Genomic DNA, 20,738 nt, shown 5'->3' with positions numbered 1-20,738 from the left:
TAGGAAACACCCATGGAGCTTGAATAAGGGTAGGACGTAGCTATCAACACGAAGCACCTACGGAGCTTAAATCTGGTTAGCCCCTGGCTATAAACACGGGGCTCTTACAGAGCCATTAGCGCCATTGACAGTTAAGCCCCGTAGGGGCTACGTGTTTATAGAAAAATACAACAAATTGAAAAGCTCCATAGGAGCTCCGTTTATGGACCATTCGTTCGTAAAAAGATTTGAAGGTGTCTACGTGGGGATGAGGGTAACGCCTGATTCTTAACCCAAAGTTTATTGCACAAAAAAGGGTCGAATAACTCTCGCAGTTTTCGACCCTACATCTACCTATGAAAAACAGCCCTTTGGTGGGCTGTATAAGTATATCCAAAAGCAATGCCAATTGCCTAAAAAGCAATTTTGAACATAAAATTAATGGCATAAAGCAGGATGGGGTTAATTCTCCGATGCAACATTTCCCCTTATCGGGTAAAAACTACGCATTGGGGCGTTGCGGCCAAATGATTTTTCGGCGTAATAATCATTTATTAAAAACCCATTAAAGCTTTGGTTGTTATAAAAATAAACCAAACACCAATTTAAGGTTATAAAATTATTAATTGCCTGAAACTATACGCGTTACCTATTGTTAAAAAATTATGGAGTACAATGTGTATTTGTTAGCTACCGATCCGAATAATCCGTGCCGAGACGTGATACATTCCAGGGACACCGAACTCAAAATACGGGTGTACTGCCTGAGTGAGGATAATTTTACACCAAACAGCAACGAGATACAGCTATATGGCTACGCCCATAATAAGCTTTATGCTTTTGAAACGATTGATATTGTGTCAGAAGATGCCCTTGACGTAGTGGGGGCCATCCAATGGTATGCAGAATATATTGAATTCCCCGAACTGGAGATCCTCCCCGAGGACCCGCGACCCGGGCACAACCAGCACATCGCAATGTAAGCTCGCAGAAAAAAGCCGGTAGTTTTAATTAACTACCGGCTTTTTGTATTAAATATCCTGCTTATCTAAAAAGGCCATATTTATCTTCATGCTCTCCAAAGGCGATACAGCGTATTCCTCCTGTTCGATAAAGAAATACTTCAGGCCCGAATCTTTGGCGTGCTTTAATAAGTTCACAACGTCCAGGTTGCCGGTACCAAACTCGGTGCTGCGGTGATTCTTGCCATCCATTTTCATATCCTTTAAATGCCACAGCGGGAAACGCGGGCCAAAGTTCTTGAAGTATTGAAGCGGATCTTTACCAGCAGCAACCACCCAACCCAGGTCAAGCTCCATGTGCACCAGCTTAGGGTCGGTGTTTTTCAGCATTACATCAAACAATATCTCGCCATTATCCATCGCAAACTCCGAATCATGGTTATGATAGCCAAACTTAACGCCCAGCTTTTTACACTCCTCGCCGGCTTTGTTAAAACGGTCGGATACGCGTTTGTAATTGTCAACTGTTTGCCCGTTAACAGGCATGCTCGAGCAGATCAGGTATTCCTGGCCGGCTTCGGCAGCCTGCTCCATCGTGCTTTGCCAGTTGCCGTTTATACTACAGTGTCCGCTGCGCAGCGTCATGCCCAGGTCTTTGCAAACCTGTTTCATTTCGGCAGGCTTTAAGCCATAATACAAGCCTTTGTTGCTGGCGGCCGATTCTATTTGCTTAATACCCAGGTCTGCAATAACTTTTAGGGTGCCTCGTGGGTCGGCCAGCATTTCGCGGCGGAAAGTGTATAATTGGATGCCGGCGTTTTTCACCTTTTTAGGTGTGAACGCGCTTAATGACGGCATTAAAACCGAGCCTGCGGCAAGCATGCCCATGCTTTTTAAAAATTCACGACGTTTTTCCATCGATATAAATTGGTTTAATATTGGGTTATTTTAGGCTTAAGGTCTATTCTGTTTCCCGCGTAGCGGAAAGATAAAACAGCCCTTTAAATATCGGCATTAAAACCACTTAGCCAAACCCTAATTTAAAAAGCCACCAAAATATTACGCAATAAATTGCGCTATTGATTAGTTTTACGGCTCAACCAATTTTGTACACTATTACCATGAAATTTATCAAAATGGCTGCCGGCGTGGTGTTAAGCACTTTGTGTGCAGTAACAGCAACGGCCCAAAAACCTTATGATTTTAACCGTGCACCATTAAAACAAGGCACTTATGTGCAGTTGCCCCTGGGCAGCATTAAAGCAAAAGGCTGGCTGCTTAAACAACTGGAGCTGCAGCGCGATGGCTTTACCGGCCATGCCGAAGAATTATATCCGCAAGCCGATAACCTTGGCCCCAATGCCGATTGGCTGGGCGGCACCGGCAATAGCTGGGAAAAGGCACCTTATTATGTTAAAGGCCTCATCGCTTTAGCTTATACCCTTAATGACGCGGAGTTAAAAGCTAAAGCTGAAAAATGGATCAATTATACTTTAGATCATCAGCAGGAAAACGGGCTGTTTGGTCCGCCCAAAATGAAAGACTGGTGGCCGCGCATGCCGTTTATGTACGCGCTGCAAAGCTATTACGAGGCTACTAACGATAAACGTGTTATTCCTTTCCTGTCCAAATATTTTAAATACCAACTGGCCAACCTGGATAAAGAACCGCTGGTTGACTGGGGCAAATCGCGCGCGGGCGATAACATGGAACTGGTGCTTTGGGTATACAACAAAACCGGCGAAAAATATTTGCTCGACCTGGCTCAAAAACTAAAGGAACAGGCTTACCCATGGGTTGATATTTACACCAAAAACCAGTTTTTTTATTTTGGTGATGATTACCAGCCAAAACATATGGTAAATGTTGCGCAGGCCCTGAAGTTCCCGGCCGTGTATTCGCAAATTGACCCGAGCCCTTATACCACGAATGCCTTGCAAGCCGGTATTAATAACCTGATGCATGACCATGGACAGCCGCAAGGCCTAAGCGCCGGTACCGAGCACCTATCAGGGCGCAGCAGTGTAGAGGGTATAGAAACCTGTACCGTGGTAGAGTGGATGCAGAGTTTGGAAACCGCCGCGCGTATTATTCACGATGCCAAAATGGGCGATCAGTTAGAGAAAGTGGCGTTTAACGCGCTGCCGGCCCAGTACGGAAGGGATTTGAAACAACACGCGTACTATGTGCTGGCCAACCAGGTACAAAGCCTGCCGGGAGGCCATGGATTTAACCAGGATTACTCGTCGGGCATTGTGTTAAGCCCTTACTCGGGTTTCCCATGCTGCCGCTATAACCTGCATATGGGCTGGCCTTATTTTGTAAAGAACAGTATTTTGGCGACGCCGGATGGTGGCCTGGCGGTAAATGCATATGGCCCGATGGAAGCTTCGGCCAAAGTAGCCGGCAATACTGCAGTTAAAATCACTGAAGATACTAACTACCCTTTCGAAGAGCAGATAAGCCTTACTGTTGGTTTAGCTAAATCGACGTCTTTCCCACTACAACTACGCATACCGGCATGGTGCAAAAACCCGCAGGTATTGGTAAATGGCCAGGTGCAAGCCGGCGTTAAAGCAGGTAGCCTGTTCACCCTTAAACGCAAGTGGAACAATAACGACAAAGTAACCCTTAACTTCCCCATGGAAGTGGCTGTACAAAAGCAGGTAAATAATGGTGTGAGTGTGGAACGCGGTCCGCTGGTGTACGCGTTAAAAATTAAACAGAATGCCGTTAATACCCGCGAGTATGATGTTAAAGGTTTTTATGAGACGAAGATAAGCGCGGCCTCGGCATGGAACTATGGCCTGGTGCTGGACAAAGCCACCCCGGCCAGCCAGTTTAGCTTTGTGAAAGGCGCAATGCCTGCCAACCCATTCAACTCCGACGCGAGCCCGGTTGCTTTAAAAGTTAAAGCCCGCCAGATACCATCATGGACCATTGACTACAACCGCACCGCGGCCATGGATGTGCCTTACAGCCCGGTAGCCTCAAGCGAAAAAGAAGAGGAGGTAACACTGGTTCCGTTCGGTTCAGAAAACATCCGCGTTACGGTTTTCCCGACCATTGGCGAACCCCAATTCATCAGCGACAGCTACACCCAAAACTTTGATAACAATACCGCCGAAGGCATCGTGATATACGGTGGCGGCTGGTTTTATAAAGACAATGCTATCAACTGCGCGTCAAATGATAAAAATAGCTCGGGCAATCAAGGCTCTAAAGTGATCATCAACGGCACCCGTTTCAGCAACTTTGTGTACAATGCCGATGTTACCGTTACCGCCCCCGGCGATGCGGGATTGATGTTCCGCGTAGCAAATCCCGCCATCGGCGCTAACAGTTTTGACGGCTATTACCTTGCCCTTAATCCTAACCGCGGGATTGTTGAGTTGGGCAAATCAAGCAACAGGGCATGGGAGGTGATCAAATCATCCCGGTTCCCGATAAAGTTGAACGAAACCTACAAAGTGAAAGTTAAAGCTAACGGCGATACCTTTGAAGTATACATAAACGACAGCGCCCAACCCGTTTTAACCGCCCGCGACAACGAGTATAAAACCGGCAGCATAGGCCTGCGGGCCTACGGCGCACTGGCAAAAGTGGACAATATTGCGGTATCTGCCCTATAAAAGCATTAATAGTCAGCTACGAAAGCATTGTTTTGTAGCTGACTGTCAAGCACTAAAATATTTTTTTATTTTTTATTTTGAAGAAATAGATCATGTTTCTATATTTGCAGTCCCAAAACGAACAGGCAATATCGCCCGATAGTTGAAGGAGAACCGAAGGGAGTTTAGCTCAGCTGGTTCAGAGCATTCCGATTTAAATCGGAAGAGTCACTGAACTAAAGAGCAAAATGAAAGGGAGTTTAGCTCAGCTGGTTCAGAGCATCTGCCTTACAAGCAGAGGGTCACTGGTTCGAACCCAGTAACTCCCACCACAGACAGAAAGCCTTACAGAAATGTGAGGCTTTTTTGTTTATATTCGATCATGTATTTTGTTTACATAATCTACTCCGCTATTAAAGACAAGTACTATGTTGGTTCGTGTGAAAATGTGACCCTTCGTCTGAAAAAACACAATACTAATCACTCTGGATTTACAGGTAAAGTCGGCGATTGGGAGATAAGGCATACAGACGAATACGCAACTAAGACAGATAGTTTAAAACGCGAAAAGCAGATCAAAGCCTGGAAAAGCAGAAAAATGATTGAACAATTGATAAAAACAGAGTAGCCGGTTCAGAGCATCCCGATTTTCAATCGGGAGTGGTCACTGGTTCGAACCCAGTAACTCCCACCACAGACAGAAAGCCTTACAGAAATGTGAGGCTTTTTTTGTTTATAGTTTTTTTGCTAAGAATAGCTTGTCTTTTATTTAAACGCTTCCTCAATTTTCTTTTTAACCAAATGTTCATCACCGGAGGATATAATTATTTTTCCCGCTTTATCGATTAAAACAAAATAAGGAAGGCCCCGTGTTGCGTAGAGTTTACCAACCCTGGCTGGTGAAGTTCTTGTAGGAGCATCATCAACAACCTGCGTCCACGGCATTTTTTCCTGATCAAGGGCTCTTACCCAATCCTTCCATACCTTATCGTCTGATACGCTTATTATATTAAACCCTTTAGCATGGTATTTCGCATATACTTCTTTCCAACCGGGTATACCTTCTCTGCATGGGATACACCAACTTGCCCAAAAGTCGAGCATCACTACGGAGCCGCGTGTTGTTGAAAGCTTAAATTTACTTCTGTCTCTTTTTAGTAAAGTAAAATCCGGAGCCGGTTTGCCCACCGCTGTACTTTCCATGGCCAACAGGTTATTCACCAGCGCCTTATACTCCGGCGATGTTTTTGCCGGGCCCGAAAACAGCCCTATCATGTCGCGCAAATAAGCCTTGGAAGTATCGCGTAATAAACTATAATATCTCGAAAAAATATAAATCCCGGGGATGGATGTCGGATTTTGCCGAACATAGTTTTCTACCCATCGCTTTTCTCTTTTAGGGATGATTTTGCTTATCGAGTCTATTTTACTTTCTATATAGGCTACAGAATCTTTAATTGCAAACTCCAGCTTTACACCAAGAGAAATTTTTTCTGCATGTCCGGTTTCTTTTAAAAATCGATCGTAAATATCAGCAAGCGGAGAGCCTTTTTGCTTTGTATGCATTATAACAGGCCAGTCTTTTCCATTAATATATTCATGCGCTGCGCCTAAAGTGTCAATATCAACTGTAATACGTGGCGCATCAACAAAAGCGCCAAACTGCCATTCACCGGGATTAATTTTGAATAATTGACGTTCATATAAATCAATTTTCCCGCTTAAAAGAAACTTGCCCTTTTTGACAACCGCGCTGTCAATCACTTTCATGTTAGGCGAGAGACTATATATCGTCCCTGAATCAATCCCTCTAATATTTCCGTTGAGCACATAAGCAGAACTTTTGCCGGTTTGAGCAAAAGTTTGCAAAGACGATAAAACGAGGATGGTAATTACACTGAGTAATGTTTTCATGTTGATAGGTTAGGTTTAAGACAGGCGCCACAATGTTGCTTTAACTAATTTAGTGATATTTATTCAAAAGCAAGAACAAAGTTGCTCGTAACAATTTAGATCAATATTTTTTTGTTGGCAGATGAATCGTACTTTGGCTGTATAAACCATTGTTTAAATAAATCCTTCCCAATGAAAATTATAAAGCCGGCGCTGGCCTTAGTCCTATTACTTTGTACCGTTTATACATTAAACGCGCAAACAACAGCCAAACTCCCCGATGCCAAAAACTTCAAATCAACCATAAACGGTAAAGCAACCGCCTTATACATGCTCAAAAACAAAAAAGGTGCGCAGGCGGCGTTTACCAACTGGGGCGGCAGGCTGGTGAGCCTGATAGTGCCTGATAAAAATGGAGTGATGACCGATGTGGTTTTAGGTTTTGATAGCCTGGCTGCTTACCAAAACGCCAAATCATTTTACGGTGCCAGTATTGGCCGTTTTGGTAACCGGATAGCCAAGGGCAAATTTAAGTTGGATGGCGTAGAATATACTTTGCCTATAAATAACGGCGCAAACACTTTGCACGGTGGCCGAGAGGGCTTTGATACTAAGGTTTGGGATGCCAGACAAGTTAACGACCACACTTTAGAGATCAGCTACTTTTCGGCAGATGGCGAGCAGGGCTTCCCGGGTAATTTAAACGCTAAGGTTACTTATGAGCTACTGGATGATAATAGCCTGAAATTTACCTACACCGCCACTACCGATAAAAAAACGGTGGTTAACCTAACCAACCACACTTACTGGAATATGAACGGCGTAGGCAGCGGCACCATCGTAAATCATAAACTGCAGATAGCTGCCGATAACTATACCCCGGTTGATGCTACATTGATCCCGACAGGTGTAAGCCCCGTTGCAGGCACACCGTTTGACTTTACAAAAACAATGGAAATAGGCTCGCGCATTGGCGAAACCAACGAGCAGTTGAAATATGGCGGCGGCTATGATCATAACTACGCGCTGAATAAACATACATTAACCGCACCAATTACCACCATTACCGGAGATAAAAGCGGCATAACCATGCAGGTTTATACTACCGAACCGGGCATACAGTTTTACAGCGGCAACTACATGCGCGGCAGAAATATGCTAAAAGGTAACATTGGAGATGCCCAACGAACCGGCTTTTGCCTGGAAACCCAGCATTACCCGGATTCGCCAAATCAACCGGCCTTTCCGTCAACCGTACTAAATCCGGGCGAAACGTATAAGAGTGTTACTATTTATAAGTTTTCGGCCAAATAAATAACAGCCAAAAACACACCCCATATTAAAGCCCCGCCTTGTTGTGGGGCTTTTTTGTTTACTTTACATCAGCATGAATAAATTCAAAGCCAAACTAACCTGGAGCAATACTGCTAACGCGGCCATACTGGCAATAGCATTGGCTATTTTGTTTGTTCCGGCGGTTAAGGTGTTTTTTATAAGCGCGATGATGCGTATAGGCTTAATGCGCGCGCCTACCGAAGCTTCTACGCAGGCTGGTATCAATACAACACCCACAAAAATCGAACTTCGCACCACAACGGACAGTGTCTTCTCTACCGGTAACATCAAGGGCAAAATACTCATCATTAACTTTTGGGCCACCTGGTGCCCGCCATGCCGCGCCGAAATGCCATCGTTAAACGAGCTGCATCAACATTATAAAAACAACCCTAAAGTGATGATATTGCCGGTTGATGTGGATAACAAGCTGCAACTGTCGCAAGCATTTATGGCTAAAAACGGGTACGATCTGCCGGTTTACGCCATGGCCGGTCAATTGCCCACGAGCCTTGATTTTGAAAGTATCCCCACAACAGTAATACTAGATAGTCAACACCGCGTAATTGCCAAACACGAAGGCGCCGCCAACTACGCCGATAAGCGCTTTTATGCTTTTATTGATGGGTTGATAAAAGCGATGTAACTATTTTGCTCCGGGCCTCGTTTTAATTATAACACAAAGCCGAGCTTTTTTGGTTTATATAAACGATATTTATTACTAAGCACAACACACACCGACCCGTAATGAAAAAAATTATACTTGCCTGGGCTATTGCCCTGTGTTTTACTGCATGCGGCACTATGCAGTCGCTGGTTAAAACATCGTTTCCTTACACAGCAACGCTAACTATACCTGCCGGCACGCAAGTGGGCGAAAACCATTCGGTAGCGGCATTGGCCAGCAGCTTTGACAAAAACTTTTTCAAGAAGAATAATAACATTAACGCCATTAAGGTGATCACCGCCGAATTACGCTCATCAACTCCCGCCGATTTTGACCTGGGAAACCTTAAATCAGTAAAAGTTTATTTATGCTCCGGCGATGAAAGCGAGGCCATTTTAGTAGCGTCAAAAGAAAACATCAACGTTGAATCGGGGAACGTGTTAACACTTAACGCCGATAATTCTAACTTTTTAGACAAGTATATACGTGACCCGGACATGAAGGTAAAGCTGATATATCAACTTAGCAAAAAAACAGCTACCGAAACCAATATCATGGCGGTATTAAATATCAGCGCGGCGCCGGTAGGGGTTAAATAAAGCTTACTTTACCAGCTTGTTATCCGGGTCTGGGAATACCAGTATGGGTTCGTATTTGCGGGCCTCGTCCTGCTCCATGTAGGCATATGACATAATGATCACTATATCGCCTACCTGTGCCAAACGCGCCGTTGCGCCGTTAAGGCAAATGGTACCGCTGCCTCGTTCGCCACGGATAACGTAGGTTTCAAAGCGGGCGCCGTTGTTATTATTTACGATCTGCACTTTCTCGTTGGCAATAATATTTGCCTCATCCATCAAATCTTCATCAATAGTTATACTGCCTACGTAGTTTAACTCGGCTTGGGTAACTTTTACACGGTGAAGCTTTGATTTTAATACCTCAATAATCATGGGGGCAAAGTTAGTGGTTTTTTTAGTCGATAGTCAATGGCCGATAGTCCATAGTATGTAAAATAATCCATCCATGGACTATCGACTATGGACCATGGACCTCAGACTATCTCACAATCACATTATCAATCAACCGCGTTTTACCAACTTTGGCGGCTACCAGGGCAACAACGCTTTGCGTGTTTTTGTTGGCGGGCAGCAGGGTTTCGCCATCTGCCATTTCAAAATAGGCCAGCTCAACGCCCGGCTCGGCGCTTATTACGGCTTCGGCTTGCTGTTGCAATTGTTCTATTTTATTGGGATCGAAGTTTTGTTTTACGTAATTCAGCGTGCGACTTAGCACCAGAGAATGCCGCCTGTCATCTGCCGTTAAATGTATGTTGCGGCTACTCATGGCCAGACCGTCCGTTTCGCGCTGTATGGGGCACATTTGCAGCTTTACAGGCATGTTTAACAGCTCAACCATTCGGTTTATCACCAGGTATTGCTGATAGTCTTTCTGCCCGAAAAACGCAACATCCGGCTTAACTATATCAAACAGTTTATGTACTACCTGTGTAACACCCTGATAATGGCCCGGGCGAAATTTCCCCTCCAGCAAACCTTCCAGCGGGCCAATGTTTAAATGCCATTGCTCATTGCCGGCATACATTTCGTTCACCTCCGGGTTAAACAGCATATCGCAACCTGCAGCTTCTAGTTTTGCAATGTCATCAGCTAATGGGCGGGGGTATATTTCAAGGTCTTTGGGATCATTAAACTGTGTGGGGTTTACAAATATGCTGCACACCACCACATCGCAGGCCTGTTGTGCCAGCGCTATCAGCGACAGGTGCCCCTCGTGCAGCGCACCCATAGTAGGCACCAGGCCAATTACTTTACCCTGGCTGCGCAATGCATTAAGCTGTTGCTGCAGGTCTGTTTTTTTGTGGAACTTTTTCAATACTTATGCGATACAAAAAGTTGGCGAAGTTGCACAATAGAATATAATTATCCAAACCCCTTGCGTAATTGGTTGATACTTCATATAATAATGCTTATATTTGCAAACCCAAATTTTTTGGGTGGCTTACATAAATTTAATTTGATCTGGAGATGGGTAAATCTAAGCTTTTGTTTATAACTCATGAAATGTCGCCTTTCCTTGAACTCACCAAAATTTCTGAAATAACACGCCAGCTTCCGCAGGCTATGCAGGAAAAAGGTTACGAAATTCGTATCCTGATGCCTCGTTTTGGAAACATTAATGAGCGCCGGAACCGCCTTCATGAAGTGATTCGCTTATCAGGAATGAACATCATCATTAATGATAACGATAATCCACTAATTATAAAAGTTGCTTCTATCCCGGCCGCACGTATGCAGGTATATTTTTTAGATAATGAAGAATACTTCCAGCGCAAGCATGTGTTTGAGGATAAAGACGGCAAGTTTTACGCCGATAATGACGAGCGTACTATCTTCTTTTGCAAGGGTGCATTAGAAACGGTGAAGAAACTGGGCTGGGCGCCTGACATTATCCACTGCCACGGCTGGATGAGCGCTTTAGTACCTGCTTACTTAAAAACAACGTACAAGGACGATCCTACCTTTAAACATTCAAAAATAGTTTACTCTATTTACGGTGATGGTTTTAAAGGCGCCATGAATAACGATTTTGCACAAAAAGCCGTTATGAATGACATGGACGAGCAGCATACCGAACTGTACAAACCGGCCACTAACAATGCATTATATGCAGGCGCAATTAGCTATAGCGACGCCATTGTTATAGGCAGCGATGACATTGACGCGGATGTGTTAAATAATGTTAAAAACAGCCAAAAACCGGTTTTGGAGTTCGATTCTATATCAGATTTCGAAAATTATTACAATTTTTACGACGAAATTGCTAATGAGGAATTAGTGAATATTGGATAAGCTTTTGAGATCGAATATGAAATTTATCAGACTAGACTTATTGACCCTGTTAATAAGTCTTTTTATTTTGAATAGCTGTAAAAATCAGGACAATATTGGTTTGGGTATCAACTCATCAAACCAATTAAATGGCAGCCTGATGGATACTTCTACCGTTTTTATTAATACCGTTTTAGATGATTCGGTATTAACGCAAGGCTTGGCCAAAACACCGCTTTCGTACCTTAAGGACCCCGCGTTCGGCACAACAGAAGCCAACATGGTGTTTGATTTAAATTTACCAAATCAAACCGCCTACAAATTGCCGGTTGGTACAAATACTATCGACTCGGCCATATTGGTATTAAAATATGCCCCAGGCTTTACCGGCGACTCGTTAGCATCCCGCTACAAAGCCAATGTGTACCAGCTTAATGAGCGTATCTTCTCGGCTACCAATTATTTTAACACTAAACAGTGGAGCCATGGCACCACAGCGCTAGGCACGCAGTCGTTTTTTTCGCGCACGCATGATACCATCAAAATTACGCAGATAGTTGCTGGCGGGCCAGATACCTTGATTCGGGTTAGGCCACAGCTACGCATTAAGCTTGATCAAAACTTTATTAACAATAACCTTTTTGGCGCACCTGCTAACCAGCTTGCATCAAACCTGGTATTCAAAAACGCTGTTAAAGGTTTGTTTGTAACGCTTGATAAAAACCAAACCGGCCCGGGTGGTACATTTATGATAGCGTTAGATTCATCATCTGTCGACGTTTATTTTAAAACCAACAACGGCAGTACGGTTGATACCTCATTGTTGCAGCTGCCTATAACTGCACACGCTGCCGAAGTAAAACATACTTACACAGCACAGGTACAAACAGAGCTTAGCAATACCGCGGTTTCACGCAATGTGTTTTATATACAGGGATTAGGCGGCTTACGTGCTAAAATATCATTCCCATATATTAAAAATATTGTTAAATCTTTAGGTAGCGATGTTTTAATTAACCGGGCCGAACTGGTTGTCACTCCCGTTCCGGGATCGGGCATACCATTTCCACCAATGCCGCGCATAAGTATGTACCGGTATGACCTGGCGCACCAGCGTACCATTATTGAGGATTCAAACCCCAATGATCCGCGATCGGTTGCAGGAAGCGGTGGGTTTGGCGGCTATTATTTACCATCGTCTAAAGAGTATCACTTCCTGGTAACCACTTACGTGCAAAACCTGCTACGCGGTACTACTACTGATTATGGCACGTTTTTAGGCCAGGGCGATGGTAACGCGTTTTCGCTTACCTTTAACTCAACAGCCGAGGCCGATGGCCGAACCATAGCGGTGGGGAGCGACAAAACGTCGCCATACCGTCTCAGGTTAAATATATTTTACACAAAAATATCAAAATAATAAAGAGCCCTTAACGGGCTTTTTTATTTTATAATATTTAATTTGTATCGCTGTATGATATTATCATATAGCTCATTAAATTTGCAACGTTAACTCTAAACTACTTCTATGTGTGGAATTGTAGGCTATATTGGCCACAGGGATGCTTATCCCATTGTTATTAAAGGATTACACCGGCTTGAGTATCGTGGCTATGACAGCGCGGGCGTTGCCCTATTAGATAAAGATCTTAAGGTTTATAAAAAAGCCGGTAAAGTAAGCGATCTTGAAAAATTTGTAAAAGATATCCCGCTTAATGGTTCGGTGGGTATGGGCCATACCCGTTGGGCGACCCATGGTGCGCCCAGCGATCGCAACTCGCACCCGCACTCATCCGGCGACCGCAAACTAACTATCATCCACAACGGCATTATCGAAAACTATGCAACCTTAAAGGAAGCGTTGTTGGCAAAGGGTCATACCTTTAAAAGCGATACTGATACCGAGGTGCTGATCCATTTGGTGGAAGACATTATCAGCGAAACCGGCATCGACCTGAAAGAAGCGGTACGTGTAGCATTAAACAAGGTTATCGGCGCCTACGCTATTGTTGTAATGAGCGTTGATGAGCCTGATCTGTTAATAGCTGCCCGTAAAGGCAGCCCGATGGTTATTGGGGTTGGCAAAGGCGAATACTTCGTTGCATCAGACGCTACGCCTATTGTTGAATACACTAAAAACGTAATTTATTTGAACGATAAGGAAATTGCCTACATACAGCGCGATAACCTGTTGATCAAACACATTGATAATACCGTTCAAACTCCATATATCCACGAGTTGGACCTGAAGCTTGAAATGCTTGAAAAGGGCGGCTACGATCACTTTATGATGAAAGAGATATACGAGCAGGCTCGCTCTATCCGCGATTGCTTACGCGGCCGTATTTACCCTAACGAGGGCAAAGTGCAGCTGGGCGGCATGAACGAGTACGCGCATAAGCTTAAAAATGTTGACCGTATCATCATTGTAGCCTGCGGTACTTCATGGCATGCAGGCCTGGTAGGCGAGTACCTGATAGAAGAATACGCACGTGTACCGGTAGAGGTGGAGTATGCGTCAGAGTTCCGCTACCGTAACCCTATCATTTCCGAAAAAGACATTGTTATCGCCATATCACAATCAGGCGAAACTGCTGATACGATGGCCGCTTTAGAGCTGGCTAAAGAAAAAGGCGCTACCATTTTCGGTATTTGTAACGTAGTAGGCGCGTCTATTCCGCGTATTACGCATGCGGGCGTTTATACCCATGCCGGCCCCGAAATTGGTGTAGCATCAACCAAAGCATTTACCGCCCAGGTTACCGTGTTAACATTGATTGCTTTCTTTATCGCGCAGCAACGTGGTACGCTTAACCAAAGCAAGCTGATCGAGTTTCTGACCGAGCTTAACCAGATCCCTGACCTGGTTGAAAAAACTTTAGAGTGCAACGAACATGTTAAACAAATAGCTGCCGAATACAAAGATGCCAGCAACGCCTTGTTCTTAGGCCGCGGCAGCTCGTTCCCGGTTGCGTTGGAAGGCGCTTTAAAGCTGAAAGAGATATCATACATCCACGCCGAAGGTTACCCTGCTGCCGAAATGAAGCACGGCCCTATCGCGTTGATAGATGCCGACCTGCCGGTAGTGTTTATTGCTACCAAAAACTCATCGTACGAGAAAGTAGTAAGCAATATACAGGAGGTTAAAGCACGCGGCGGACACGTAATTGCTATTGTTACCGAAGGTGACGAAATTGTACGCGGCATGGCCGAACACGTGATAGAGATCCCTCAAACAGATGAGGCCTTTGTACCATTGCTGGCTACTATACCATTGCAATTATTATCATACCACATAGCGGTAATGCGCGGCTGTAACGTCGATCAGCCGCGTAATTTGGCTAAATCGGTTACGGTGGAATAGAGATTAGTTCAAAGTCATGAGTCGAAAGTCTTAAGTCGTTATAATAAAAAAGCCCTCGCGAGTTTGCAAGGGTTTTTTTATTGAGTAGTATTTTGCGCCTGACTTAAGACTTTCGACTCAAGACCTCAGACTAAAACCTACCTCATCTGCTTCATCGTCTCGTTCAGATCCAGCTGCAGGCCTTTTGCTATAGCGATACCAAGGTTAATATCGGCACGGAACCAGTGGCACAACTGGCGGTTGGTGATCAGGTCTTTTTTAGGGCCATCAATGCCGCTCATGGAGTTAACGATGTTGGTTACCAGGTCGTTCTTTTGCTGTTCGTCCATTAAACGATACAAGTCGCCGGGTTGGCTGTAATGATCGTTCTCGCCTTCGGCATTACGATCGTACCAATCACCTACAGATGAACCGAAATCCCAGGCCGGTTCTTTATAGCTTTTATCAGCCTCGATATCATCAAAGCTGTTAGGGAAATAGTTGGGATTAGAGCCTCCGTTTCCGTTCACAGACATTAAGCCATCGCGTTGATAATTGTTTACCATGAATGGGCAGCGGTTAACGGGGATCTGCTCGTAATTGCCGCCTAAGCGATAGCGGTGCGCGTCGGGGTATGATAATATGCGTCCCTGCAACATTTTATCCGGCGAAAAGCCAACACCATCTATTACATGTGCCGGCGCGAATGCCGATTGCTCAACATGTGCAAAATAGTTATCCGGATTTTCGTTTAGCTCAAGCACACCAACATCTATGAGTGGGTAGTCGGCGTGTGGCCAAACCTTGGTTAGATCGAAGGGGTTGATGTGATACGTTTTGGCTTCTGCCTCCGGCATGATCTGAACTTTAAGTGCCCATTTCGGGAAATCGCCGTTGTCAATATGCGTTAGCAGGTCATGCTGCGCAAAGTCCGGGTTTTTGCCGCGCATATCGCCCGCTTCATTATCGGTAAAGTTTTTAATGCCTTGTAGAGTTTTAAAGTGGAACTTTACCCAAAAGCGCTCGTTTTTATCATTGATGAAGGAGAAGGTATGGCTGCCGAAGCCATCCATATGGCGATACCCGTAAGGCGTGCCGCGGTCTGACATCAGGATGGTTACCTGGTGCAAACTCTCGGGGTTAAGCGACCAAAAATCCCACATCATGGTTGCGCTTTTGCAATTGGTGTACGGGTCTCGCTTTTGTGTGTGGATGAAGTCGCCAAACTTTTTCGGATCTTTTACAAAAAATACCGGGGTGTTGTTACCTACCAGGTCCCAGTTACCGTCTTCGGTATAAAACTTAACCGCAAAGCCTCGCGGGTCGCGCTCGGTATCAGCCGAACCTTTCTCGCCGCCCACGGTTGAAAAACGCAGGAAAACACGGGTCTGTTTGCCGAGGTCGTTAAAAACTTTGGCGCGGGTATATTGGCTTATATCATGTGTTACAGTAAAGGTTCCGTAAGCTCCGGATCCTTTGGCATGCACCACTCGCTCCGGGATACGCTCGCGGTTAAAGTGGGCCATTTTTTCGTGCAGCACAAAATCCTGCAACAATATTGGGCCGCGCGGCCCCGCGGTCATAGAGTTTTCATTCTCCGCATACGGAATACCGGAGGCTGTTGTGAGTTTCTTTTTAGGCGTTTCCATAATTATTGGCTTTAATGTTTAAACAAAGCTTGCAATATTCTTTCAATAGAAAAAATCAATAATTATTATATTTACATAGATTTTATTTATAACATGACCATAGTACAGCTAGAATACCTGGTAGCCGTGGATACTTACCGAAGTTTTGTAGTAGCCGCCGAAAAATGTTTTGTTACGCAGCCCACCCTCAGCATGCAAATACAAAAGCTGGAGGATACGTTAGGCGTAAGGCTATTCGACCGTAGTAAACAGCCTGTAGTGCCTACCGAAATAGGTATAGACATTATACAACAGGCACGTGTTTTACTGGCAGAAAGCGAGAAGATCAAAGAAATTATATCCGACAGGCAAAAAGATCTTTCCGGCGAATTGAAGGTAGGCATCATTCCAACCGTATCGCCCTATATTTTACCAAAGGTGATCAAGGGCTTTATAACCAAATATCCGGCAGTAAAACTTACCGTATGGGAACAAACCACCGAGCAGATCATCCAACAATTAAAACTGGGGATATTGGATTGTGGTATCTTATCAACCCCATTGCACGAAGCTACACTGAAGGAGATTCCTGTTTTTTACGAGAACTTTGTAGCTTACGTATCTAAAAACAGCAATCTATCCAAAAAGAAACACATCAGCCCGGCTGATATTGATATGGAAGAGATATGGATACTAAACGAAGGCCATTGCATGCGCGACCAGGTTTTAAACATTTGCCAAAGGCGAAAAGCCACCCAGGGCTATCAGCATTTTGAATACAATACCGGCAGTGTAGAAACCCTGAAACGCATGGTTGACCAAAATAACGGCGCCACCATTTTACCCGAACTGGCCCTTGCCGACCTGAGCGACAAACAGCTGGACAAGGTACGCTACTTTAAAGCCCCCGAACCGGCCCGCGAGGTAAGCATCGTCATCCAACGTAATTTCTTGAAACGCCGCATGATAGAGGCCCTTAAAAATGAGATCCTGGAGTTTGTGCCCAAACGCATGAAAACACGGAAGAAGAAGGATGTGATTGATATTTGAACGTTTGACGTAGTACGTAAGATAGGCTGGTATAATACCTCAAAAAGTAACACGTCAAACGTACTACGTAAAACGTACAACCTACCTCGGTGCTCTCAATTTCATCAACATCGGGTTTATCCTTAAATATACCTGTACAGCGGTTGGCACCGCGCCATAAATGCTTTTAAGTTGTGTTGGCGATATGTTTACCGCGCCCTGCGCGCCGGCGGTAATAGCTGTTTGGCCTATTTGACCAATGCGATAGTTGGCGCCAAACGTAATGGCATTAATATTCATATGCGGATTTGACGGCAGCCCGGCCAACAGGTTAAACGCTTCGGCGCTTTTTTGCACGTATTCATAACGACCGTAAACTGCGGTTTTATGCCATTGCAAAGCGCTTTCCAGCAATACTGATGGCTCAATGGCATGGCCCTCGTGCTTGTTTTGCCCGTAAACTAAGGTGGTGGCTATGTAACTATCGCCGTTCAGCATTTTGGTGTGTATGGCTGATGCTGTGGTACGTACCACATTCTCACCCGGCTCAGCTTCTTCCGGGCTGTGCAGCCAGCCGTTTGATACCTGCAACGCCCATTCGCGGGTTGGGTTGAAGGATAGGCGTAGTGAGTACGAATCAAACTTCGGCTTATCAAAATCATAGCGATGCTCATCCGGCTCCCGGCCGGTAAATACCGAACCTTCCAGTTTAAAGTTCTTAAACCGTAAGCCCAATGTACTCACACCGAAAGCAATGTGCGTTGCATCCTGGTAATGGTGGCTCAGTGGCGCATCAGGGTTGTTAAAGCCCGACAAACGGTGCATAAACACTGGCGGCCCAAGCGCAGGCTCGCTCGGGTAACCGAAGGCGAAGAAAACATCGGCGTCATCACTAACACGCTGAGTGTAGGCCACGCTTAATTGCGCGAACAGGTCATGCGGATGCTGGCGATCTACCAGTTTCTCGCCTTTGTAGCTTTCGCCGGTTTGGTATAGCAGCGGATAGCCGCCGAGGCCAACCGTTAACGGATCGAGCGAGAACATGGTATTGATAGCGAACAAGCCGTTCCGGCCGATTTTGCGCTGCGTCATAGCCATGATCATGTTTGGGGCATCAAACTTACCGCCGCCGCGACTGCCTGCCTTAAACACGTCCTGGTAATTGTAGCGGGCGTATATGTTGCCATGAATCATGGTCATCCATTTCTCACCGTGGAACATGTAGGCGTACATCGGGGTTTCATCAGGCACCCATGATGTACCTGAGCCATCACGGTTCATGGGTACGCTGCGCGAGTATTGGCTGTTCATCATTAACATCGGCTTCTTTTTGGCCGATGTTGTTTTTGTGGTATCAGTACCGTGGCCCGTATGGTGCTCGTGTTGCGCCATGGCCGAAGTAGTGGTTGCCGCAAACAGCAACGCTATAAGTGTTTTATGAAAATTCATTTGAAAAAATAATTATTGATCGTAAATAAACAGGGCACGACTTTTTATCGCTCCAAAACAAAACGATGAATAATTATCAGATACGGAAATTGCAGTTTTTAACAAACGTGGGGACCTTGGCACAGGCAACATTTGGTGGCGGGCCACGTTGCTGCATGGCCAATATCACGTCCTGTTGGGCCGGTAACAGGTAATCGCCCGGGAAAAGTTTAGGTAGCTCAAAAACCTGCAGACCACTAATAAACGACGGAATTTCGGCTTGGTGGGCATCTTTTACCTTAACAACAACCTGCTTGTATTTGCAGGTTTTCATGCTTTTGCCTGATAGGGTTTTGCAGTCCTTAACTGGGGCGTTAACTTTTACATTGACCAACACATCGGCACAAAAGTGCAGATTAAGCGCAAAGCCAAATACTGTAACTATGTACAGCATGCTTAACAATATGGCGCCTGATCTTTTTAGCATGCAGCAAAATTAGCGATATAGACCGGCTTATCAATAGCTGATGATCAAAGATTTGTCAGAACATCATCGCCCAAAACAAAAAAGCCCCAACCAAACGGCCGGGGCTAATTAAAACTATATGGTATTTATACTTATGAGCCTTGTTTGGCTTCTTTTTTCATTTGCTCGTTAGCAACAATCACGATCTCAACACGACGGTTTTGCGCACGGCCATCAACAGTGGTGTTATCAGCAATTGGCTCGCTTTCGCCTTTACCGGTAGTGGTTAAGCGGTATGAGCTAACATTTTGGCCGGTGATAAATGATTTTACCGACTCGGCACGACGAACAGAAAGATCCATATTTAGCTGATCGCCACCAGTGTCATCTGTATGGCCAACAACCAAAATATTGGTTTCCGGGTTGTTTTTCAGTGAAGTAGCCAGGTTGGTTAAGTTAGATTGTGAGGCTGCTTTCAGATCAGATTTATTGGTATCGAACAGTAAACCTGAGTCAAATTTTACCAATATACCTTCGCCCTGACGAATAACGGTCGCCCCCGGAACGCTTTGCTTGATCTCGGCAGCCTGTTTATCCATACGGCGGCCGATCAAGGCACCAGCCGTACCACCTACAGCACCGCCAATAATTGCACCCAGCGCTGTATTGCCCGCACTTTTGCCTATAAGGCCACCTATTACGCCACCCGCGCCGGCACCAATTACGGCACCTTTCTGGGTTTTATTCATCGAGCTGCAGCCTGTTTCTACCACTACAAGGGTTGCCATAGCAAAGCCTATTGTAGCTATTTTTAAGTTTAAAGTTTTCATGTGTGTATTTTGATATACACAAAACTAGGCAAAGCAGGTGCCAAAACGCAGCATTTGCCGTTTAATTCAACGGTTAGATACCGTGGCTTTATTTTTTTGAGTTTTAGGAAAGATTGATGTTTTTATAATAGAATAGGCACCACAGTTTTTGTACATTTTTTAGTACAACAATACAACCAAGAGGCGTAAAATAATAAAGCCCGCTTTATACGTTAGGTACAAAACGGGCTCTATTTAATTTTGGACAGACTTAAACAGACGCGGTTGTTTCGGCCACCATTTTCTTAAACATCTCGGTGGTGATAGGCTTCACGATAAAGTCTGACACCTGCTCGTACGATCGTGCCTTACGCATATCCGCATCGTCAACAGATGAGCTTACAATGTAAACCACAATGCGTTTGGGAATAAGCGGACTCAGGGTAATAAATTCATCCATAAACTGCCAGCCATCTAGTATGGGCATGTTAATATCCAGCAGGATAAGATCAGGCAGGCTGTCGGTTTGGTCAAGATACTCTTTAAAAAAATCCAGGGCTAGCTTACCATTAGGGAAAAACAGGGTTTTGTTGGCTAGCTGAGAATTGTCGATTATACGCTTTACGGTAAAGGTATAGATCTCATCGTCGTCGATAACGCATGCGATATCAATTTTTTTCATGTTAATTATTAATAGGGGTTATATTTTGCGGGACGAATATAGGATTTAAATTGA

At 44.9% G+C, this 20,738-nt stretch carries 20 protein-coding genes and 1 tRNA gene; 12 read left to right on the top strand and 9 right to left on the bottom strand.

The window, feature by feature from the left end:
• Positions 1-335: 335 nt before the first annotated feature.
• Together AC59JT_RS16150 and AC59JT_RS16145 are read left to right on the top strand one after the other, a co-directional pair.
• Complete coding sequence (locus tag AC59JT_RS16150) at positions 336-548, top strand: hypothetical protein (protein WP_497400808.1); 213 nt, start codon at positions 336-338, stop codon at positions 546-548.
• A gap of 96 nt (positions 549-644) precedes the next feature.
• Entirely contained in the window at positions 645-962 is a 318-nt protein-coding gene (locus AC59JT_RS16145) for a hypothetical protein (protein ID WP_497400806.1), read from the top strand.
• 48 nt (positions 963-1,010) lie between these two features.
• Here the strand turns inward: AC59JT_RS16145 and AC59JT_RS16140 are convergent, their stop codons facing one another.
• Positions 1,011-1,859: a sugar phosphate isomerase/epimerase family protein gene (locus AC59JT_RS16140; protein ID WP_497400802.1), complete on the bottom strand. Its 849-nt coding sequence runs from the start codon at positions 1,857-1,859 to the stop codon at positions 1,011-1,013.
• A 203-nt stretch (positions 1,860-2,062) separates the two neighbouring features.
• Between AC59JT_RS16140 and AC59JT_RS16135 the strand changes: the two genes are divergently transcribed.
• The 3 genes from AC59JT_RS16135 (at position 2,063) to AC59JT_RS16125 (ending at position 5,180) form a co-directional block, all read left to right on the top strand.
• Complete coding sequence (locus tag AC59JT_RS16135; RefSeq protein WP_497400799.1) at positions 2,063-4,573, top strand: beta-L-arabinofuranosidase domain-containing protein; 2,511 nt, start codon at positions 2,063-2,065, stop codon at positions 4,571-4,573.
• A gap of 233 nt (positions 4,574-4,806) precedes the next feature.
• Positions 4,807-4,884: transfer RNA gene (locus AC59JT_RS16130), tRNA-Val, on the top strand.
• Between the two features lie 50 nt (positions 4,885-4,934).
• A complete protein-coding gene (locus tag AC59JT_RS16125) occupies positions 4,935-5,180 on the top strand; it encodes a GIY-YIG nuclease family protein (protein WP_497400797.1) in 246 nt (81 codons plus the stop codon).
• Positions 5,181-5,317: 137 nt separating this feature from the next.
• Here AC59JT_RS16125 and AC59JT_RS16120 read toward each other — a convergent pair whose 3' ends face one another.
• Positions 5,318-6,466, bottom strand: a complete 1,149-nt coding sequence (locus AC59JT_RS16120) for a redoxin domain-containing protein (RefSeq protein WP_497400795.1) — start codon at positions 6,464-6,466, stop codon at positions 5,318-5,320.
• Positions 6,467-6,637: 171 nt separating this feature from the next.
• Between AC59JT_RS16120 and AC59JT_RS16115 the strand changes: the two genes are divergently transcribed.
• The 3 genes from AC59JT_RS16115 to AC59JT_RS16105 all read left to right on the top strand — a co-directional run bounded on the left by AC59JT_RS16115 (position 6,638) and on the right by AC59JT_RS16105 (position 9,046).
• Complete coding sequence (locus tag AC59JT_RS16115) at positions 6,638-7,759, top strand: aldose epimerase family protein (RefSeq protein ID WP_497400793.1); 1,122 nt, start codon at positions 6,638-6,640, stop codon at positions 7,757-7,759.
• A gap of 73 nt (positions 7,760-7,832) precedes the next feature.
• Positions 7,833-8,426 carry a TlpA family protein disulfide reductase gene (locus AC59JT_RS16110; protein ID WP_497400791.1) on the top strand — a complete coding sequence of 198 codons (594 nt, stop codon included), beginning with the start codon at positions 7,833-7,835 and terminating at the stop codon, positions 8,424-8,426.
• Between the two features lie 101 nt (positions 8,427-8,527).
• Positions 8,528-9,046: a hypothetical protein gene (locus AC59JT_RS16105; protein WP_497400789.1), complete on the top strand. Its 519-nt coding sequence runs from the start codon at positions 8,528-8,530 to the stop codon at positions 9,044-9,046.
• A gap of 3 nt (positions 9,047-9,049) precedes the next feature.
• On the opposite strand, the gene panD is transcribed toward AC59JT_RS16105, so the two are convergent.
• Together panD and panC are read right to left on the bottom strand one after the other, a co-directional pair.
• Positions 9,050-9,400, bottom strand: coding sequence for an aspartate 1-decarboxylase (gene panD / locus AC59JT_RS16100; RefSeq protein WP_497400787.1), 351 nt, complete (start codon positions 9,398-9,400; stop codon positions 9,050-9,052).
• A gap of 106 nt (positions 9,401-9,506) precedes the next feature.
• On the bottom strand, positions 9,507-10,343 hold the full coding sequence (panC, locus tag AC59JT_RS16095; protein ID WP_497400785.1) for a pantoate--beta-alanine ligase: 837 nt from the start codon (positions 10,341-10,343) through the stop codon (positions 9,507-9,509).
• 152 nt (positions 10,344-10,495) lie between these two features.
• Here panC and AC59JT_RS16090 point away from each other — a divergent pair, with 152 nt between their 5' ends.
• The 3 genes from AC59JT_RS16090 to glmS all read left to right on the top strand — a co-directional run bounded on the left by AC59JT_RS16090 (position 10,496) and on the right by glmS (position 14,663).
• On the top strand, positions 10,496-11,320 hold the full coding sequence (locus AC59JT_RS16090) for a glycogen/starch synthase (protein ID WP_497400783.1): 825 nt from the start codon (positions 10,496-10,498) through the stop codon (positions 11,318-11,320).
• A 16-nt stretch (positions 11,321-11,336) separates the two neighbouring features.
• Positions 11,337-12,719 (top strand): DUF4270 family protein, encoded by a 1,383-nt coding sequence (locus AC59JT_RS16085; RefSeq protein ID WP_497400781.1) that lies wholly within the window; start codon positions 11,337-11,339, stop codon positions 12,717-12,719.
• Positions 12,720-12,827: 108 nt separating this feature from the next.
• Positions 12,828-14,663, top strand: coding sequence for a glutamine--fructose-6-phosphate transaminase (isomerizing) (glmS, locus tag AC59JT_RS16080; RefSeq protein WP_497400779.1), 1,836 nt, complete (start codon positions 12,828-12,830; stop codon positions 14,661-14,663).
• A gap of 137 nt (positions 14,664-14,800) precedes the next feature.
• Here glmS and AC59JT_RS16075 read toward each other — a convergent pair whose 3' ends face one another.
• On the bottom strand, positions 14,801-16,291 hold the full coding sequence (locus AC59JT_RS16075; RefSeq protein ID WP_497400777.1) for a catalase: 1,491 nt from the start codon (positions 16,289-16,291) through the stop codon (positions 14,801-14,803).
• Between the two features lie 93 nt (positions 16,292-16,384).
• Between AC59JT_RS16075 and AC59JT_RS16070 the strand changes: the two genes are divergently transcribed.
• Entirely contained in the window at positions 16,385-17,320 is a 936-nt protein-coding gene (locus AC59JT_RS16070; RefSeq protein ID WP_497400775.1) for a hydrogen peroxide-inducible genes activator, read from the top strand.
• Between the two features lie 81 nt (positions 17,321-17,401).
• On the opposite strand, the gene AC59JT_RS16065 is transcribed toward AC59JT_RS16070, so the two are convergent.
• The 4 genes from AC59JT_RS16065 to AC59JT_RS16050 all read right to left on the bottom strand — a co-directional run bounded on the left by AC59JT_RS16065 (position 17,402) and on the right by AC59JT_RS16050 (position 20,684).
• Positions 17,402-18,748 carry a hypothetical protein gene (locus AC59JT_RS16065; RefSeq protein WP_497400773.1) on the bottom strand — a complete coding sequence of 449 codons (1,347 nt, stop codon included), beginning with the start codon at positions 18,746-18,748 and terminating at the stop codon, positions 17,402-17,404.
• Between the two features lie 76 nt (positions 18,749-18,824).
• Positions 18,825-19,214, bottom strand: a complete 390-nt coding sequence (locus AC59JT_RS16060) for an HYC_CC_PP family protein (protein WP_497400771.1) — start codon at positions 19,212-19,214, stop codon at positions 18,825-18,827.
• A gap of 131 nt (positions 19,215-19,345) precedes the next feature.
• Positions 19,346-20,023 carry a YiaD family glycine zipper/OmpA-like lipoprotein gene (locus tag AC59JT_RS16055; protein ID WP_497400769.1) on the bottom strand — a complete coding sequence of 226 codons (678 nt, stop codon included), beginning with the start codon at positions 20,021-20,023 and terminating at the stop codon, positions 19,346-19,348.
• A 250-nt stretch (positions 20,024-20,273) separates the two neighbouring features.
• Positions 20,274-20,684: a response regulator gene (locus AC59JT_RS16050; protein ID WP_497400767.1), complete on the bottom strand. Its 411-nt coding sequence runs from the start codon at positions 20,682-20,684 to the stop codon at positions 20,274-20,276.
• Positions 20,685-20,738: the final 54 nt, after the last annotated feature.

Source organism: Mucilaginibacter sp. A3364, from assembly GCF_059690715.1.
The sequence above is the reverse complement of the archived record's forward strand: the minus strand, read 5'-3'. Positions and strand labels throughout refer to the sequence as shown.

What these genes read in the sequence shown, in the direction of transcription:
- AC59JT_RS16055 (WP_497400769.1), bottom strand. Translation starts at nt 20,023, where the DNA reads ATGAAAACTTTAAACTTAAAAATAGCTACAATAGGCTTTGCTATGGCA.
- AC59JT_RS16120 (WP_497400795.1), bottom strand. Translation starts at nt 6,466, where the DNA reads ATGAAAACATTACTCAGTGTAATTACCATCCTCGTTTTATCGTCTTTG.
- AC59JT_RS16070 (WP_497400775.1), top strand. Translation starts at nt 16,385, where the DNA reads ATGACCATAGTACAGCTAGAATACCTGGTAGCCGTGGATACTTACCGA.
- AC59JT_RS16075 (WP_497400777.1), bottom strand. Translation starts at nt 16,291, where the DNA reads ATGGAAACGCCTAAAAAGAAACTCACAACAGCCTCCGGTATTCCGTAT.
- AC59JT_RS16085 (WP_497400781.1), top strand. Translation starts at nt 11,337, where the DNA reads ATGAAATTTATCAGACTAGACTTATTGACCCTGTTAATAAGTCTTTTT.
- panD (WP_497400787.1), bottom strand. Translation starts at nt 9,400, where the DNA reads ATGATTATTGAGGTATTAAAATCAAAGCTTCACCGTGTAAAAGTTACC.
- AC59JT_RS16060 (WP_497400771.1), bottom strand. Translation starts at nt 19,214, where the DNA reads ATGCTAAAAAGATCAGGCGCCATATTGTTAAGCATGCTGTACATAGTT.
- AC59JT_RS16150 (WP_497400808.1), top strand. Translation starts at nt 336, where the DNA reads ATGAAAAACAGCCCTTTGGTGGGCTGTATAAGTATATCCAAAAGCAAT.
- AC59JT_RS16105 (WP_497400789.1), top strand. Translation starts at nt 8,528, where the DNA reads ATGAAAAAAATTATACTTGCCTGGGCTATTGCCCTGTGTTTTACTGCA.
- AC59JT_RS16145 (WP_497400806.1), top strand. Translation starts at nt 645, where the DNA reads ATGGAGTACAATGTGTATTTGTTAGCTACCGATCCGAATAATCCGTGC.
- AC59JT_RS16050 (WP_497400767.1), bottom strand. Translation starts at nt 20,684, where the DNA reads ATGAAAAAAATTGATATCGCATGCGTTATCGACGACGATGAGATCTAT.
- glmS (WP_497400779.1), top strand. Translation starts at nt 12,828, where the DNA reads ATGTGTGGAATTGTAGGCTATATTGGCCACAGGGATGCTTATCCCATT.
- AC59JT_RS16065 (WP_497400773.1), bottom strand. Translation starts at nt 18,748, where the DNA reads ATGAATTTTCATAAAACACTTATAGCGTTGCTGTTTGCGGCAACCACT.
- AC59JT_RS16125 (WP_497400797.1), top strand. Translation starts at nt 4,935, where the DNA reads ATGTATTTTGTTTACATAATCTACTCCGCTATTAAAGACAAGTACTAT.
- AC59JT_RS16115 (WP_497400793.1), top strand. Translation starts at nt 6,638, where the DNA reads ATGAAAATTATAAAGCCGGCGCTGGCCTTAGTCCTATTACTTTGTACC.
- AC59JT_RS16140 (WP_497400802.1), bottom strand. Translation starts at nt 1,859, where the DNA reads ATGGAAAAACGTCGTGAATTTTTAAAAAGCATGGGCATGCTTGCCGCA.
- AC59JT_RS16135 (WP_497400799.1), top strand. Translation starts at nt 2,063, where the DNA reads ATGAAATTTATCAAAATGGCTGCCGGCGTGGTGTTAAGCACTTTGTGT.
- AC59JT_RS16110 (WP_497400791.1), top strand. Translation starts at nt 7,833, where the DNA reads ATGAATAAATTCAAAGCCAAACTAACCTGGAGCAATACTGCTAACGCG.
- AC59JT_RS16090 (WP_497400783.1), top strand. Translation starts at nt 10,496, where the DNA reads ATGGGTAAATCTAAGCTTTTGTTTATAACTCATGAAATGTCGCCTTTC.